General features: G+C 70.8%; 12 protein-coding genes, 1 tRNA gene and 1 pseudogene. 8 read left to right on the top strand and 6 right to left on the bottom strand.

What is annotated here, in order from left to right; genetic code table 11:
- The first annotated feature begins 3 nt into the window (after positions 1-3).
- Positions 4-1,125 (top strand): TolB-like translocation protein, encoded by a 1,122-nt coding sequence (locus GF068_RS26645; protein ID WP_153822292.1) that lies wholly within the window; start codon positions 4-6, stop codon positions 1,123-1,125.
- The gene (locus GF068_RS26640; protein WP_153822291.1) at positions 1,122-2,336 is read left to right on the top strand and encodes an MYXO-CTERM sorting domain-containing protein; all 1,215 of its coding nucleotides are present in this window, start codon (positions 1,122-1,124) and stop codon (positions 2,334-2,336) included. Before GF068_RS26645 ends, GF068_RS26640 begins: the two co-directional genes overlap by 4 nt.
- Before the next feature lie 5 nt (positions 2,337-2,341).
- Here the strand turns inward: GF068_RS26640 and GF068_RS26635 are convergent, their stop codons facing one another.
- Both GF068_RS26635 and GF068_RS26630 read right to left on the bottom strand, forming a co-directional pair.
- Positions 2,342-3,544: a hypothetical protein gene (locus tag GF068_RS26635; RefSeq protein WP_153822290.1), complete on the bottom strand. Its 1,203-nt coding sequence runs from the start codon at positions 3,542-3,544 to the stop codon at positions 2,342-2,344.
- A 214-nt stretch (positions 3,545-3,758) separates the two neighbouring features.
- A complete protein-coding gene (locus GF068_RS26630) occupies positions 3,759-4,892 on the bottom strand; it encodes an STAS domain-containing protein (RefSeq protein ID WP_153822289.1) in 1,134 nt (377 codons plus the stop codon).
- 165 nt (positions 4,893-5,057) lie between these two features.
- Here GF068_RS26630 and GF068_RS26625 point away from each other — a divergent pair, with 165 nt between their 5' ends.
- Entirely contained in the window at positions 5,058-5,648 is a 591-nt protein-coding gene (locus GF068_RS26625; RefSeq protein WP_240807462.1) for a hypothetical protein, read from the top strand.
- Here GF068_RS26625 and GF068_RS26620 read toward each other — a convergent pair.
- Complete coding sequence (locus tag GF068_RS26620) at positions 5,645-6,544, bottom strand: hypothetical protein (protein ID WP_153822287.1); 900 nt, start codon at positions 6,542-6,544, stop codon at positions 5,645-5,647. The genes GF068_RS26625 and GF068_RS26620 overlap by 4 nt on opposite strands.
- A gap of 192 nt (positions 6,545-6,736) precedes the next feature.
- A complete protein-coding gene (locus tag GF068_RS47160) occupies positions 6,737-7,804 on the bottom strand; it encodes an endonuclease/exonuclease/phosphatase family protein (RefSeq protein ID WP_153822286.1) in 1,068 nt (355 codons plus the stop codon).
- Positions 7,805-8,042: 238 nt separating this feature from the next.
- On the opposite strand from GF068_RS47160, the gene GF068_RS26610 reads away from it, so the two are divergent.
- Positions 8,043-9,383 (top strand): esterase/lipase family protein, encoded by a 1,341-nt coding sequence (locus GF068_RS26610; protein WP_153822285.1) that lies wholly within the window; start codon positions 8,043-8,045, stop codon positions 9,381-9,383.
- Positions 9,384-9,430: 47 nt separating this feature from the next.
- On the opposite strand, the gene GF068_RS26605 is transcribed toward GF068_RS26610, so the two are convergent.
- Positions 9,431-9,757, bottom strand: coding sequence for a hypothetical protein (locus GF068_RS26605; protein WP_153822284.1), 327 nt, complete (start codon positions 9,755-9,757; stop codon positions 9,431-9,433).
- Positions 9,758-9,935: 178 nt separating this feature from the next.
- Here GF068_RS26605 and GF068_RS26600 point away from each other — a divergent pair, with 178 nt between their 5' ends.
- The 4 genes from GF068_RS26600 (at position 9,936) to GF068_RS26585 (ending at position 13,090) form a co-directional block, all read left to right on the top strand.
- On the top strand, positions 9,936-10,700 hold the full coding sequence (locus tag GF068_RS26600) for a response regulator transcription factor (protein WP_153822283.1): 765 nt from the start codon (positions 9,936-9,938) through the stop codon (positions 10,698-10,700).
- Positions 10,697-12,082 carry an ATP-binding protein gene (locus tag GF068_RS26595; protein ID WP_338046586.1) on the top strand — a complete coding sequence of 462 codons (1,386 nt, stop codon included), beginning with the start codon at positions 10,697-10,699 and terminating at the stop codon, positions 12,080-12,082. The genes GF068_RS26600 and GF068_RS26595 overlap by 4 nt, the downstream gene beginning before the upstream one ends.
- A gap of 128 nt (positions 12,083-12,210) precedes the next feature.
- A complete protein-coding gene (gene uppS / locus GF068_RS26590; RefSeq protein ID WP_153822282.1) occupies positions 12,211-12,969 on the top strand; it encodes a polyprenyl diphosphate synthase in 759 nt (252 codons plus the stop codon).
- 47 nt (positions 12,970-13,016) lie between these two features.
- Positions 13,017-13,090 (top strand) — tRNA-Arg (locus GF068_RS26585).
- A 427-nt stretch (positions 13,091-13,517) separates the two neighbouring features.
- On the opposite strand, the pseudogene GF068_RS44405 reads toward GF068_RS26585, so the two are convergent.
- Positions 13,518-13,891: pseudogene (locus GF068_RS44405) on the bottom strand (hypothetical protein); the annotation flags it as partial.

Here is a 13,891-nt window from a genome sequence, read left to right as displayed (position 1 = left end):
TTCATGCTCACGCGAAAGTTCCTCCTCGGCCTCGGCGCCTCGTGCGTCGTGGTCGCACTCGCGTTCGCCGCGTACGGCCCCGAAGTCGCGGCGCCCGCCCACGCTGCAGCGCCGCCCGAGGTCCGCGGACCACGCGTGGCCCTCCTGGCCACGTTCCCGGGCGCCGAACACAGCGCGCTTTACCTCGTCCAGGCCGGCGGCGGCGCCGATCCCGCCCCGGTCGCGACGTTCTCCCACCTGCCCGACGCGACCGTACGCGCCGCCGTCGTCCCGGACACGCCTTTTGTCCTCGCGACCGCCGACAGCACGCCCGGCCGCGACGCCTCCTTCAATGCCTCCCTCTTCCGCCTCCGGCCCCACGCGCCGGCCGAGGTGCTCGTCGACCGGGTCGTGCACGCGAGCCGCCCCCTCGTCGCCCCCACGGGCCGCGTCTTCGTCTCCCGCGGCCGCCCCGGCCCCGACCTCGAAGGCCGCCTGCGCGTCGATCCCCTCACCGTCGACGAGGTCGACATGACGACCGGGAAAACCCGCGCCGTCCACGGCGCGCACGGACACCTCCTCTTCCTCGCGGGCGCCACGGCCCGTGAAATCATCCTCTATCGTGTCCTGCCCGATCGTGCCGACCTCGTCGCCGTCGATCCCGACGCCGGCGCCGTGCGTCCGCTCGTGAAAAACCTCCCGCCGTTCGCCCGCGACTTCTCCATCGACGCGGCCGGCAAAAAGCTCGTCTTCCAGAACCGCCACGAGACCAACAGCCGCACGTGGGTCGTCGACGAACTCGACCTCACCACGGGCCGCGCGCGCCGGCTCTTCTCGAGCCCGAGCATGAGCCTCGCGCCCGCCGTCCTCCCGAGCGGCGGCGTCCTTTACAATCCTCCCGGCCGCGGCCTCTCCACCCTCGACGCCGAGGCGCGTATCGCGGGCCCCCTCGGCCCCGGCGTCGACCTCGTCGCCGCCGCGACCGCCGATTCTCGCTTCATCGCCGCGCTGCACACCCAGCCGAGCGCGCTCCCCGTGCCTTTCCTCGTCGACACGAAGACCGGCGCCGCGTCCGTGCTCCCCGCGCCTCGCGGGAGCCGCGTCGCCATTGCAGGATTTTACCTCGAGAATGGAGGTGCTCCGTGAGCCCCACGCGCCCCCTCGCCGCCGCCGCCTCGCTCGCCCTGCTCGCCACGAGCGCGGGCGCCGCCGCGTATTGCCCTTCCTACACCGCCTCGAGCCCCTCGAACGATCACGGCTGCGCCATCGAGGCCGTGCCCGGGACGAACCCCACGGTCGACGAGTGGAACGTCATCTTCGACCTCGTCGCCCAGGGCCCCTCTGCCTGGGGCGGCGACGGCCCCACCGTCAGCGACATCGGCCAGGGCTGCGGCAAACCGGAGCCTTATCAATCCGTCCCCGCGCGTTTCCCTTGCGAGCTGCTCAAGGCCATCACGAGGGTCGAGTCCGGCTGGCGTCAATTCTGCGTCCCCACCTTGCCCGCCGATCAGGTCGGCGGCGAATCCCGCACCATCATCTCCTTCGATTGCGGCTACGGGATCGGGCAGGTGACGAGCGGCATGCACGTCGGGGAGAACCCGGACTTCGACCGCGAGCGCGTCGCCTCGGATCCTTTTTACAACCTGGCCACGAGCACCCGCATCCTCGCGGCGAAATGGAAGGCGACGAACTGCGTCGGCGACAACCAGCCCAAGGTCGTCGAGCACTGGTACGCGGCCACGTGGGCCTACAATGGTCTGGCGTACGTGAACAACCCGAACAACCCGAACTACGATACGAACCGCGGCGTCTGGAAGCCCTCCGTGGGCGGCGCCGCGCCGTACCAGGAGAAGGTCTACGGGTTCATGGAATTCAACAGCCAGTGGCAGACGATCGAGCCCGCCTACCCGAACCCCGGCGACATCGGCGGCGGCTCGAGCCCGCCCGCCCTCCCCGATCCCGACTGCGCCTCCCCCACCGATTGCGTGAACAAACGCCCGACCCACGTCACGGCCTGTAACGGCGACGGCGGCGGAAGCGGAAGCGGAGGCGGCGGCGCGGGCGGGAGCGGCGCCGGCGGCGAAGGTGCCGGCGGCGAAGGTGCCGGAGATGGAAGCGGCGCCGGAGATGGAAGCGGCGCCGGCGGCGAAGGCGGCGCCGGATGGGGCGGCGGCGCGAGCGGCGAAGGCGGCGGCGGCGGCGCCGGAGCTTTCGCGGCGGACGACGATGGCGCGGTCCGCGGCTTCGTCTCCTGCCAGTGCCACGCGACGGGCACGAGCGAGGGCCCGCCCGGCTGGCTCGGCCTCGCCACGTTCGCCGCCCTGGCGAGCCTCGGCGCGCGCCGCCGCCGCCGATAGCGCCGTCAATCCTTGCAGACGACGGCTTTCAGCTCCTGCACGCGGAACGGGAAATCCGTCGTGAGCACGTGATCCGAGAGCACGGTCTCCGGGCCGGTGCGGCTCCGGGACACGTGCAGGAAGTTCGTCCCCGTCTCGCCCGCGTGACAACCATTGCAGGTGTTGAGCGAGAACGCCTTCCGGACGTCCTCCTCCACGCCCGGGACCTGCCAGGTGAAGTCGCGCGTCGGCACGCGCGCCGATCCGCCGTTGAACGCCTTGCCCTTGAATCGGGATCCCACCTTGTGGTTCCCCTCCAGGATCAGGCGCTCGTTCTGCCGCACGTAATCGGCGAGCAGCGGCGTGTTGTTGTGGATGAGGTCCGGCGTCAACCCCACGCTCGCCGGCACGAGGAACCCCTTTCGGTCGACCTCGAATTGCCGGAGCTCCCACAGCGGCTCCTCGTCGCCGAAGGTCAGGGCGATCTCGTTCGAGCGGAGCTGGTTGAGCACGGTCCCGGGCGGCATCCCTTGCCGGGCCTTCGCGGTCACGAATTTCTCGGTCAGCGCCTCGAGCTTCTTGTTGTACTCCGGGCCGAAGGGCAACGCGCCGAGCGCGTGGAACTCCTTCGCCCAGCTCTCCGCCGTCTGGCCCCGGTTCGCGGGCAGCCGGTATTCGAAGATCAGGGTGAACGGCAGCGCGCGCCCGTCGGGCCCGTGCACGTTGTAGATCATGCGCCCCTCGCCCGCGCCCGCGCCGAAGTTCCGGAGCTTGCGCAGATCGAGCCGGTACACGATACCGAGCAGAGACATCGGCGCCTTGTCGAGATCGTACGTCTTTCCGTCCGCGCTCTTCGCCCGCCAGGGCGCGAGCACGAGGCTCTCCATCCTGCTGCGCGCCTTGATCGTGAGCCCGTCGACGACCTGATCCGCGAGCCACGATTCCATGAACCGCTCGATGAACTCCTGCTCGTCGTTGCCTTTCGCCATTTCCCGGACCACGTAGCCGAACGACCACGGGCCGATCCCGGTGGCCCGGGCATCCTGGATCACCGATAGATCCGTGATGAAGAGCTCCTTCGTGGCATCGATGGAGCAATCGGAGAGCGCTTCCTCGTTTTCCCCGATGGGCTCCGCCTCCACGGACTCGGAGATCGGCGCCTCCCCGCAGCCCGCCGAGACCACGAGCGCAAGCAGGGCCGCGCACACACCATGGAATTCATACTTCATGACTGCCCCCGCCCCTCCACGGAGGAGCGCCCGGCCCTTCGGAAGGACGAACGACCCGGACGCGCCTCCGTGGGGTATCCAGGCCCATTTCGACGCGCTCGGACCTCGAGCCTCGCGCCGAAAACCGGCTCCCTACGGAACAGCCACCAATATCATGCGCTCATGGTGAGCCGACCAGCCCCCCTCCCGCGCGACGTGCCCGCGAGGTGAGAGATTACGTCCGCTCGCGCCGCGCCGCCTCGATTCCGTCGCGCAGGCTGCGGAGGAGCAGGATCCCGCCGAGATCCACGTTGGCATGAATCAACGTCCGCGCGAGCTTCGACGTGATGCCCGTGGCGATCGGCTTCGCCCCGAGCAGCCGTATCGCATGCCCGAGGCGCGCCACCTGCTCGGCCGTCTCCGCCGTGAGCGCGTCGGCTCCGGTCAGATCCAGGATCACGCGTTCGGCCCCGCGCGCCGAGACGGCCGCGAGGATCCGACCTTCGAGCTCCGCGGCGCGGGCAGGATCGAGCGCCCCGATGATCGGCAGCGCGATCGTGCGGGACGAGACCTCGAGCACCGGCGCCGACAGGGCCAGGATCTCCTGCTTCTGCCGCTCCACGAGCGCGAGCGTCCCCCGCAGCTCCTCCGCGAGCCGCCCCTCCTCCGCGGCCCGCCGCTCGGCCCCGCGCCGCGCCGTCTCGTCGGTGTGGTGCACGAGGATCACCGTGTTGCCCGTCGCCGGGTCCGGCAGCGTGCGCGCCTCGATCACGTGCCAGCGCTCGCCCGCCTCCGTCTGCACCGCCGCCTCGAGCGAAAACACCTCGCCCGCAAGCGCCGCCGCGAGAAGCGCGTCCGGGACGTCCTCCTCCGAAAAACGCGCGCGGAACGGAGCGTCCACGCCGAACGCGTGTTGCGCCGCCGGGTTTTGCAGGACAATCGTCCCTTCCATGTCGAGCAGCGTCACCATCACGGACGTGTGCCGGAGCGCCTCGATGCTGCGCACGAGATCCGGGCTCGGCGCGTTCTCCTTGACGAACGCCTGGATCAGCACGCCCGTCCGGCCGTCGTCGAGCGGCACGCCCGTCATGAAGAGCTTCATCGTCTGGGGCTCGCCCTTCGGATACAGCGTCCATTCCTCCTCGGCGGCGCGCCCCGAGCGAAACCCCTCGATATATCCGCGCATCCTGGCCCGCGTCGACGCCGACATATCGGAGTAATCGCGCGCGTAGAGCTCCTCCGGCGTCGCCGCTCGCCAGAGCTCGAGGGCGGGCTTGTTCGCCCAGCGCTGGCGGAAGAAGTCGAGATCGAACACCCAGGTCGGGACGGGCGAACATTCGAGGACGGCGAGCCGTTCGTGAAGCTTCATGGTTCGGGCGTCGACGGCGACGCAGAGCGTCGCAGGGCCCCCGTCTAGGATGGAACCCGCGCGGCGTCTACCCGGGAGCACGACCGTCGCCCGTCCTCCGACCGACCCTCCCGCTCGTCATTTCACCCTTTGTCTCGTCGCCCTCCCGGATTACGCTCTCGCCGCGTGTCAGGCCCCCAGAGAACCTTTGGCGCAGAGCGTATCGCCGGCTGGGCGTACGCGAATGGCTTCGCGTGGAGCCCCTTCCCCGGCGAGACCTGGTTCCGGCAGTGGGAGCCCTACGACAACATCGCGCCCCCGGGCCACTACCTCCACGCGGTCACACGGCAGACGCCTCACGGCCCCTACGTGCTCGTCGAGCCCTGGTACGCCGTCGATCTCGACACCGAGCCCCTCGAGCGCACCGTCTTCGCCTACGCCACGCACCCGCGCCTCGTGCGCCGCGCGGCCATGCGGGTCGGCGAGCACTTCGTGACCCGCGTCGCCTACCTCGAGAGCCCGCCGCCGCCCACGGTCACGATCGGCGACAAACTCTGGGACCAGCACGTCACGACCTTCGCCGCCTCGCCCGCCGAGGCCGCCGCCGCCTTCCCCCCGCCCCTGCGCGCCCTCCTGGCGAGCTGGGGGTTCTCGGGCCACGTCGAGATGCGCCCCGGCGGCCTGGCCCTCTTCATGGCCGGCCTGCGCCCCGTGGCCGAGCATTACCAGCGCCTGCTCGGCGTCACGCGCGAGGTCCTGCACGCGGCGGTGGGCTAGAACGCGAGCGGCACGTCGATCTGCACGATCTTGTATTCGAGCCCGTTCTGCGAAAAGCCCGTCGGCGCGTCGAGGCCCAGCGTCAGCGAGACCCCGGGCCGCAGCCACATCTTGTCGCCGAGCTTGAAATGCCCGCGGGGCCCGAGGCCGAGCGTCCAGTTCTCGAGCCGCGTCGGATCCGGGCCCTTCTCGATCGTGCCGTTCGAGACCCAGAGCTGGTACCGGAGCTCCGCGCCGAACGAGAGCTGCGGCAGGAGGAACCACCCGAAATGCAGGCCCGCCGTGAGGTTCGTCCGGGCCGCGTCCTTGTCGAGCGCCGCGCCGCGCACGCGGAGCAGCTCGAGCAGCGTCACCTCGGCCTGGATCGTGAGCCCGTTCGCCACGTATCCGATCCCCGCGCCGACGATCGGGGTCATGTAGTTGACCTGGAAGAGCGCGTTATCCATGGAGGCGCGCGCATAGATCCCGTCCAGGTTCGCCGTGCGGACGGCCATGTCGGGCGTGTCGCCGCCGCCCATCCCGACGGGGATCGTCGTGCCCGCGAAGAGGCCCACCTTCCACGCCTCGCCGAGTGGAATCGAGTAGAGCGCGCCGATCGCGGGGTTGATGAACGACGTGGCCTTCGAGCCCTCGGGCCCCTTCGTCTCGCTGTGGATGACGCCGAGCCGGACGATGGCCGCGAGGTTCGGCAGGACCTTGTAGCTGCCGAGCAGGAGCACGGGGACCGTGTCCTTCGTCTTCGAGAACGCGAGCGTCGTGTCGAGGCGGACCACGTTCCCCGCGGTCAGGGGCCGGAGCATGAAGGGCAACGAATACGGCGCGGGGGCCTTCGGCGCGGGCGCGGCCTCCGGCGCGGCGGGCGCGGCCTCTGGCGGCGCCTCCGCGCGGACAGGCAAGGCGAACGCCACCCCCGCGAAGGAGACCCCCGCGGCCAGCGACCATGATATTTGGCGACGAACCCCGAACCCGTTTTTCACGACCCAAAGACCTCCGCTCGAACCTCCACGGTATCCCAGCGGGAGGAGACCGTGCGAAAAATCCGAAGGGGGTCTTCGTCGCGACCTTGCTCGGCCGGGCTGACGCGCCCGCTACGCCCAGCGATACGCCCCGACGATCCCTGCGTGATCACTCACCCGCGGGTGCAGCCCGTCCTCGGGCCCCTCGCCGTCGAACACCCGCGCGAAGGCCTCGACCTTCGCGGCCCTCCGGCCCGCCGAGGCCCGGAGCATTTGATAATCGATCCGGCTCGTCAGCCTCTTCTCCCCGAACGTCGGCCACACCGCCCGCGTGGCCATTCCGACGTCGGCATACCCTCGCTCCACGAAATGGGCGACCGGCGGCTCCTCCGGGCTCGCGTTCAGATCCCCCGCCACGAGCGTCGCCACGTGATCGCCCGAAGGCAGCCGCGCGAGGCCCGCGAGCAGCCGCTCCACCTGCGCCCCGCCCTCGGCTCCCCACGCCACGTGTGTCGTCCCCACCCGCATTTTTGTCTCTTTGATCGTCGTCCGAGCGACGAGCGCGATACGAGCGAGCCCGCCTTCGCTGAGCTGCAACACCGTCACGTCCTCGATCGGCCCTGACGACAGGATCGACAGCCCCTCGCGGTACACGTCGAACCCGATATGAGCCTCCCTCCACACGTGCTCCCAGCGCCGCCGCGTGAACCTCTCCAGGAACTGCTGCAAGAGCCGCCCCGCGTTCGGCTCGGCCGGGTTCGACACGTGCTCGCCGACCTCCTGCAAGAGCAACACGTCGAGCCCATGCACCGCCACGCCGAACGCGACCCGCTCGAGCTTCGGGATCGAGTCGTTCACCACCACGCCTTCGCGCGTGCCGCGCTCCTGGTAGGTGTGCAGGTTCAGCGAGAGCACGCGGATCGCCGCTGGATCCCCGAGGTCACGCGCCCCCACGACGAACGCCGCGTTCCGCCCCCCGAGCCCGTCGTCGACGTCGAGCGGGTTCTCGGGATCCGCGATCCACCGTCCATCCACGACGAGCTTGTACGCGTGCACTCCGGGCGGGAGCGGCCGCGTCGTCATGACCCAGAGATCCGCGCCTTCGCGCTTCACGAGCGGGATGGGATCCCTGCCCCATCCGGTGAAGTCTCCTGCCACGAGCACGTGGGACGCGTGTTCGTCGCGGTAGGCGAAGGTCACGGAGCCGTCGGGCCCCACCGAACATCCGGGAGAGGGGAGCACATGCCCCGGTTATGTCCGCGCGATCGGGGTGTCAAAAATTTTCGGGTCGCCCGCGCCCAAGCCGACCCACATCCGCGCGATTCGAGCAGAACCTGCACAACGAGGATCGGCTGGAGCTCGGCGATGGGCCCCTCGTACGAGGCGGCACGGGCTTTGCCAAGGGCGCCCGCTCGTTGTCCAACCGAAAGGTGAATTGATGTTGCGACACGCCCTTCTTGCGACCCTCGCCCTTTCCCCCGTCCTCGCGCTTTCCTCGACCGCCGTTGCGGCCCCGAGCCTGACCCGCGCGATCGCCATTGCTTGTGAGTCGAACGACTCCGATTGCGACGCCCCCGAAAAAAGCCTCGCCGCGCCCATCAGCCGACGTGTCCTCGCGGGAGACGTCGTCGAATACCGCGTCGACGTCCGCGTCGGACCCGGCGCCTACGACGTCATCGGCCTGCACCGCGTGGTGCGCGAATCCGCGCCCAGCGTCCCCGCACCCACGAGCAAGGCCGTCATGATGGTGCACGGCGACGCCTGGGATTTCGAGGCCGCCTTCCTCGCCGCCGGCCCCACGCCGGGCGGCGCGAGCTTGCCCGTCCACCTCGCCGCGCACGGGATCGACGTCTGGGGCATCGATCTCGGCTGGACACGTGTCCCCGCGAACGAGGCCGACCTCTCGTTCATGCAATCGTGGGGCTTTTCGCGCGACGTGCGCGACATCGGCGCCGCGCTCGGCATCGCCCGCGTGGTCCGCGCCGTCACCGGCCATGGACACGGCCGCCTGCATTTGCTCGGCTGGAGCCGCGGCGGCCAGCTCGCGTATGCCTACGCGGGCGCCGAGAGCCAGCGCCCCGCCGGCCTGCGCCACGTCGCTGGCCTGATTCCGGTGGACATCTACCTCGAGACGGACGACCCCGACCTGCGCGCCGGCGCCTGCCAGCGTCGGGCCGACGAGCGCGCCCTCGTCGCCTCGGGCCAGTACGCGAACGACCTCGGCGCGCAGGTCGGGCCGCTCGGGTTGCTCGCGCAGATCGATCCCGCGGGCCCCTCGCCTGCGTTCCCCGGCCTCGACAACGAGCACGCCGCCATGACCCTCGGCGCGGCCACCTTCCTCCTGATGCCCCAGCCCCCGGTGCCCTCGTATCACCTCACGGGTGGCCTCTGGGACGAGACCGGCGTGCTGGATCTCGCCTATACCGATCCGGCCGTGTGGTTCGACGTGCTCTCCCGCGCCAGACCCTTCCAGCCCCTCGCCATGATCGCCGACGCCGACGCGGCCGCCTGCGACGATCCGCAGGACGACGTGCCCTTCGACGATCACCTCGCCGACATCACGGTCCCCACCTTCTACGTCGGCGCGGGCGGCGGGTTTGGCGCGGCCGGCATCTACACGACGACCTTGCTCGGCAGCGGGGACGTCTCGAGCCACGTCGTCCAGCACTTCCCCGAGGAATACCGCCTCCTCGACGTGGGCCATACCGACATCTTCCAGGGCTACGAGGCGGAGACGCTCTTCTGGGAGCCGATCCGCGCCTGGATCACCGCGCACTGAATCCGTTCACCCCGCCTGGCTTCCGCCACCCACGAGCGGCAGAAAGGTCAGGAACCGAGCGGCAGGATCTCGATCCGACACGTGTTGTCTTCACACACGGCGATGGCGTCGCCGCACCCCAGGCGGGTGCACGCGACGCCCTCGCAACCTCGCGGGTGGTGCTCGTCGGCGTGCGCCTTGTTGAACGCCTCGACCTTTCCTCCGTTGCAGTGATCACAACACGTGGTCCGGACGACGACGCAGTCCGCGTCCGACTGACACGTGGCCTCCGCCGCGACGGCGCCCCCTGCGCCGCCAGGCGACGCGCCGGCGCAGGCGAGCCCGGCGAGCGCCCACAGAAACAAGCCCAGCGTCCCTGACACGTGTCTGTTCATGGATCCTCGTCGACGGTTGGTGCGTGATGGTACGCGACTTCCGCGGAGCGCTGAAGCCCCCCGCGCCTTACCCCCGACGCTCCTTCCCCGGCGCCGGGGGCCTCCGAGCGCTCGCAGCCCCGGCAGGCCCCCCTCTTCCCGGTTGAACCCATCCCCGAGCGGCGCGATACCTCCCCGCATGCCGCACATCCTCATCGTCGAGGACGAGCCTGCGATCGCCGAGTCCCTCGCCTACGCCCTCCGCCGCGACGGCTTCGGCGTCACCCTCGCCGCCACCCTCGCCGGCGCCGAGCGCTCTCTCGACGTCGCCTCCCTCGTCCTGCTCGACCTCATGCTCCCCGACGGCAGCGGCTTCGACCTCATCGGCAAGGTCCGCCGCAGCGGCATCGGCACGCCCATCATCGTCCTCACGAGCCGCGACGACGAGGCCGACCGCGTCGCCGCCCTCGAGACCGGCGCCGACGACTACGTCACCAAGCCCTTCTCCACCCGCGAGATCGTCGCCCGCGTCCGCGCCGTCCTCCGCCGCGCAGCGCCGCCCGCGCCCCTCGCCGCCTCCACCACCTCCGCGCCCCCGCCCGCCGCCGCGCCCGCGCCCGCCCCCGCTTCCGCCCCCATGCCCCTCTCCGTCGACGACGCCACCCGCAGGGCCTACGTCCACGGCCGCGAGGTCGAGCTCACGCGTGTCGAGTTCGACCTCCTCGCCTGCTTGCTCGCCGCGCCTGGCCGCGTCTTCACCCGCGCCCAGCTCATCGACCGCGTCTGGGGCGACGGCTTCGCCATCAGCGACCGCACCATCGACTCCCACGTAAAAGGCCTCCGCCGCAAGGTCGAGTCCGCCGGCGGCAACCCGGCCTTCGTCGAGACCGTGCGTGGCGTCGGCTACCGCGTCACCGACAGGCCCGCCGCGCCTCCGCAGGGCGGCGCTCCGGACGCGCCGTGATCCGCCTCCTCGTCGCCGCCGCCTCCGCCGTCGGCCTCATCCTCTTCGTCGCCTACATCGCCTCGCGCCTCGTCCGCGCTCGCACCCGCGGCACCAGCATCCGCCTCCAGGTCTTCCTCGCCCTCGCCGGCATCGTCGGCGCCTTCGCGTTTGGCCTCGGCCTGCTCGTCCTCGATCGCATCGAGGCGCGCGCCACCCTGCTCGCCGAGGACGCCGCGCGGGACGAGGCTGCGGCCATCGCTGCGGTCGTCGGCGGCGAGCTCGACGCCCGCGGCGCCTCCCTCGCCGACGTCGGCCGCCGCATCACCCGCTCCGCCGATCCCGACGCCATCCACTTCTCCCTGCTCGACCCCGACGGCCGCCCCGTCTTCCGCGCCGGCCCTGCCCAGGGCGAGCCGGGCACCGTCTTCGTCACGGCGCCCATCCTCGTCCACGGCCTCGTCGTCGGCCAGGTCCAGGTCGTCAAGCCGACCCTCGTCATCGTCCGCACCCTCGCCGACTTCGCGCCCACCATCCTCGCGATCAGCCTCGTCCTCGGCGCTGCTGCCGCTGCTGCCGCCGTCCTCATCGGCCGCTCCATCGCGCGCCCCATCGAGGCCCTCACCGATTTTGCCGTCCGCGTCAGCGAAGGCGAGCGCCGCGCCCCGCCGCCGCCGGCCTTTGGCCGCGAGGTCCAGCGCCTCTCGCGTGCCATCGACTCCATGCGCCGCCAGCTCGAGGGCCGCCCCTTCGTCGAGACCTTCGCGGCCGACCTCTCGCACGAGCTCAAGAACCCTGTCGCGGCCATCCGCGCGAGCGCCGAGGTCCTCGCCGACGGCGCCCTCGAGGAGCCGGAGGAGGCCGCGCGTTTCGTCGGCCGCATCCAGCAAGCGACCGAGCGCATCGAGGCCTTGCTCGGCGACCTCCTGAACCTCGCGCGGATCGAGGCGCGTGGCGTCGAGGACGCCGCCGTCGTCGACCTCGCCAAGCTTGCCCGGGACGCCGCGGCGCTCGCGCGCGAGCGAGGCGCCCTCGTGGACGTCTCCACCACCGGCGCGGTCACCGTCCGCGGCAGCGCCCTCTGGCTCTCGCGGGCCCTCGAGAACCTGCTCGACAACGCCGTGACCCATGGGGAGCCTGGCGAAGTCATCCACGTCTCGCTCGTGCGAGACGGCGACGAGGTCCGCTTCACCGTCCGCAGCCGCGGCCGCATCCACCCGCACGTCGCCGGCCGCCTGTTCCGGCGCTTCGTCACGACCCGCGTGGAGAACGGCGGCACGGGCCTCGGCCTCGCCATCGTCCGCGCCATCGCCGAGGCGCACAGCGGCTCGGCGGAGTGCGCCGCGAGCGGCCCCCCCGAGGTCACGTTCCGCGTCACGCTCCCGGCCGCGAAGATCCTGTAACAAAATCCACACTCGCCACGCTTCTCGTGTGTGCGTTCTCCATGGAGGCTCCACGAATGCACCATGGCCGCTTCGTGGACGAGCGTGCGTGTATGGTGCATCCTCTGGCCGCAATCTCGAGGCATCCCATGAACGAACGCACGCTCCCTCGGCACATCGCGATCATCCTCGACGGCAACGGCCGCTGGGCCACGTCGCGCGGGCTCCCTCGCACGAAGGGTCACGAGAGCGGGGTGCACAAGGTGCGTCTCGCGGCGCGCGCCTGTCACGAGCGCAAGATCCCGGTGCTGACGGTCTACGCCTTCAGCGCGGCGAACTGGAGCCGGCCGGCGGAGGAGGTGGACAACCTCATGCGCATCTGCCGGGAGTTCGCGGAGGACGCGCACGACGAGCTGGTCTCGCGTGGGGTGCGTGTGGTCGTGGTGGGGGACATCGACGACGAGGTCCCGACGGCGACGCGAAAGGCGACGGAGCGGCTCATCGCGGACACGGCGGGCGGGACGTCGATGACGCTGGCGCTGGCGCTGAACTACGGCGGCCGTCGCGACATGGTGAACGCGATGCGCGCGGTGGCGGCGCAGGCGCGGGCGGGCCTGCTCTTGCCGGAGGACATCGACCCGGTGTCGGTGCGTCGCTTCCTGAGCACGAGCGAGCTGCCGGACGCGGACCTCGTGATCCGCACGGGCGGCGAGCAACGGCTGAGCGACTTCCTGCCGTTCGAGGCAGCGTTCGCGGAGCTCTTCTTCACGGAGACGCTCTGGCCCGACTTCTCGGAGGCGACGCTGGACGACGCGCTCGCGTTCTACGCGCGCCGGCAGCGCCGGTTTGGTCGCACGGACGAGCAGGTCGGTCGGACGGCGACGACGGCGGAGATCGGATCGATCTAGGCAGGCGGCCCGCGACCGTTTATGCTCGCGAGCGAACGCGAAAGCGAGCGCCCGTAGCTCAGCTGGATAGAGCGGCGGCCTTCTAAGCCGCGGGTCGCAGGTTCGAGTCCTGCCGGGCGTGCCTGAGGGGGGCATACAGCCCCCTTCACCCCGGACCAGGCACGGCCCTGAGCATGGGTCTCATCGGGCAGGCGCAGAGCCGGGGCGCTGCCCCGGACCCCGCGGGGGCTACGCGCCCCTCGACCCGCGCCAGGGCAAGCCCTGGACCGGGGGTTGAAAAACTGCGCTCCGCGCAGTTTTTCAAACAGGCCGGCGAAGAGGCCGCGTCGCCGGCAGAACCCGCAGCGCGGCTGTCTTGACTGGCAGGGGCGTCGTCAGTCTTGGCCGGGCCTGTTCGATGAACTGCGCGGAGCGCAGTTCATCGACGTTGGGTCCAGCCCCTGGCTGGTCCAGGTCCAGGGGCGGACAGCCCCTGGTGGGGCCTGGGGCAACGCCCCAGCGAAGCGCTTGCCCGATGAAACCAATGCTCAGCACCCCGCCGATCGCCCCTACGGAATCACGCCGCTGACCCCGATGCCGCCCCCGTCGTTCGAGACCTGGGGCTGAATGATGACATTGGGCGGAGTAGGACGGCTCGCGATGCCGATGATGAGGCCGGTCACGGATAGAGCTGACAAGATCCCACCCCCAACAGCCACGCCTGTCCACGGGTTGCCGGGCGTCTCGTCCCGCAAGACGACCCCCGTGACGAGCCCCCCGAGACCCAGCCCCATCCCCACCCCGCTCGCAATCATCAGGTTCCTCGGCCACGTCGGCTCCGACCTCTCCCCCAGGTTGGCATTGATGTTGAGACTCACGGGCCGGCCGAACGCGACGTGATGACTCTCGTAGCGTAGCTGCATCGCGATCGAGAGCGGCTGTC

The organism is Polyangium spumosum (genome assembly GCF_009649845.1).
Taxonomy (GTDB): domain Bacteria; phylum Myxococcota_A; class Polyangia; order Polyangiales; family Polyangiaceae; genus Polyangium; species Polyangium spumosum.
Note: the sequence above shows the minus strand (reverse complement) of the source record. Positions and strands in the feature narration are given on the sequence as shown.

Excerpts from the sequence above, each read along its gene's own strand:
- GF068_RS26645 (WP_153822292.1), top strand. The coding sequence starts at position 4 with ATGCTCACGCGAAAGTTCCTCCTCGGCCTCGGCGCCTCGTGCGTCGTG.
- GF068_RS26635 (WP_153822290.1), bottom strand. The coding sequence starts at position 3,544 with ATGAAGTATGAATTCCATGGTGTGTGCGCGGCCCTGCTTGCGCTCGTG.
- GF068_RS26630 (WP_153822289.1), bottom strand. The coding sequence starts at position 4,892 with ATGAAGCTTCACGAACGGCTCGCCGTCCTCGAATGTTCGCCCGTCCCG.
- GF068_RS26610 (WP_153822285.1), top strand. The coding sequence starts at position 8,043 with ATGTTGCGACACGCCCTTCTTGCGACCCTCGCCCTTTCCCCCGTCCTC.
- GF068_RS26605 (WP_153822284.1), bottom strand. The coding sequence starts at position 9,757 with ATGAACAGACACGTGTCAGGGACGCTGGGCTTGTTTCTGTGGGCGCTC.
- GF068_RS26600 (WP_153822283.1), top strand. The coding sequence starts at position 9,936 with ATGCCGCACATCCTCATCGTCGAGGACGAGCCTGCGATCGCCGAGTCC.
- uppS (WP_153822282.1), top strand. The coding sequence starts at position 12,211 with ATGAACGAACGCACGCTCCCTCGGCACATCGCGATCATCCTCGACGGC.